Source organism: Vibrio sp. Vb1980, assembly GCF_033338615.1.
In the GTDB taxonomy this organism is placed as follows: domain Bacteria; phylum Pseudomonadota; class Gammaproteobacteria; order Enterobacterales; family Vibrionaceae; genus Vibrio; species Vibrio alginolyticus.
On record NZ_JAWOSZ010000046.1, the window covers coordinates 1 to 1,895 of the forward strand.

Genomic DNA, 1,895 nt, shown 5'->3' on the forward strand with positions numbered 1-1,895 from the left:
CTGAAACGATGGTGATCGCCTAACAATTAGTCATGTTAGGGGCGTTTTTAACTGAACGTGAATTAGGAAACAAAGCCACCTTCAGGGTACATGCTTATTAGTTCACTGTAAGGTATAAAATGAGAAATCGGCGTTTCTTCCGAGTAAACACCTAACAGATAGCTAGTATCGTAATTTATGAAAGGATCTTTTTTGGGAGCAATTAATGACCCTTTAGCCCTTAATACAAGGTCAAGAAGTGTAAGGGATGCACCAGCAGCACCAACAATTATTTCTATAGCCATATGTCTTCCTTTTTGCCTAACGCCGAGTTAAGGTGTGAGTAGCGCAATACCGAAGATCCAGTATTACGCCTTAATCACTATACTCAACGCATAATGAAAATGCCACGTGTTACGAATCACTCTTAAGCAATTTGTTAGTACATGCGCTACTTCTATTTATGTGCTCCAAGATATTGAAAACTAGCATGATATGAAAGGCTTTGAACACTGAAGTGAGACGGGCCGCTACAAAACTTAAACTCGGTTAAGAAACGAAAGTTGGCTAGAAGAAAAACGCACTGAACAGGCCTACTTTCACTGGCTTCAAATTAGAAAAGGATTCTTTCCTCGTACTTCAACAGCCACACCAGAAGTAATCCAGGTTCTCTCAAAAGCCACAACGAAAATGAAGAAGCGCCAAAGAAATTGGCTAAGAGTTAGAAGCCGTAAACGGTGAAATCAAAGCGAACACTCCGCATATGGTGCCACCGGAAAGAACGTGAAAGGCACTAACTGAAAGGTGTAAAAACGAGCGCCAAAACAGATAAACACCAAAACTTATGACCTTTGATGCCAAACCCTTACTAACGCCCGCTTAAGTGGTGAGCTACGCTACCACAACAATCAATTATTACACCGTAAACACGAAAGCCAATTCAAACCAAAACTGCCAAGCGTTGCGAATCCGTCTTAAAGCGTTTGTTAACAGTATGCCTTCACCTTACTCTTCAACAATTACATGAATATTTATAGAGGAGCTGAGTGTAAACTTTTTGCGTCTATATTCGTTGATAGCATGATCGCTATTGGTTTTATCTTTCGGAGGTACGGGTATCTCTGGCAATTCTTGAACCAAACATTTGCACTCTTTAGCGACTAAGTTGCGATCATCTAAGTCGCAGATATTGTCCATTAACTTTGATAGTTCATCTTGAACATCATCAATTTTTTCAACAATGTCGGAAGCAAGCATAGCGCCGTTTGCGCCACTTTTAATTCTTTCTAACTGATTCAATACCTTATGAACATAGCCAATGATTCCAGTCCTAGCTTCAACCCGAATTACATCATGGTGTTTTGCTTTGGTTTGAAACAAAGACTCCGATATGATTGAATCTGACAACCACTTTGAATCCGAGTAGAGCAGCTGAAGACCTTCTCTAAAATCTTTGTATGAGCTAATGCCTTGTAGTAGAAGCATTAATGTACCGATAACCGTTACTCGCGTTTTAATCGACCTTTCTTCAAACTCAATATTTATATCAAGCCCTTCAGATAAGAAAAACTCTGTACGACTTAACGCAAAGGCTCTTATGCTTTCTTTGAACGCTTCAAGCTGTTCTTCAGTTTCAATTCCCGCTGGCTCAACGTGAATATACGCCTGACTAAGAATGTTTTTATTTATATAATCAGCCACGAAAATTCCTTAATACTGTTAACGCCGCGTTAAGGGGTGAGCAACGCTATACCACCCAACTTAAACTATTGTGCTATATACACAAAAGCTAAACTTTGAACTGAAACCGCCAAGCGTTGAGAATCCCTCTTAAACGCCTTGTATGGATAATAAGTACTCCAATCGGGTAAGGTGAGACCCAGACTTTAGCTGCAACTAAAGTTCTTCTATCTGGT

General features: G+C 39.9%; 2 protein-coding genes. Both read right to left on the reverse strand.

The annotated features are described in order from the left end of the window. Window positions 1-62: 62 nt before the first annotated feature. On the reverse strand, window positions 63-284 hold the full coding sequence (locus tag R7F64_RS23680) for a hypothetical protein (RefSeq protein WP_318072128.1): 222 nt from the start codon (window positions 282-284) through the stop codon (window positions 63-65). A gap of 700 nt (window positions 285-984) precedes the next feature. Then, window positions 985-1,680: a hypothetical protein gene (locus R7F64_RS23685; protein WP_047102730.1), complete on the reverse strand. Its 696-nt coding sequence runs from the start codon at window positions 1,678-1,680 to the stop codon at window positions 985-987. Window positions 1,681-1,895 lie beyond the last annotated feature (215 nt).

What these genes read in the sequence shown, in the direction of transcription:
- R7F64_RS23680 (WP_318072128.1), bottom strand. Translation starts at nt 284, where the DNA reads ATGGCTATAGAAATAATTGTTGGTGCTGCTGGTGCATCCCTTACACTT.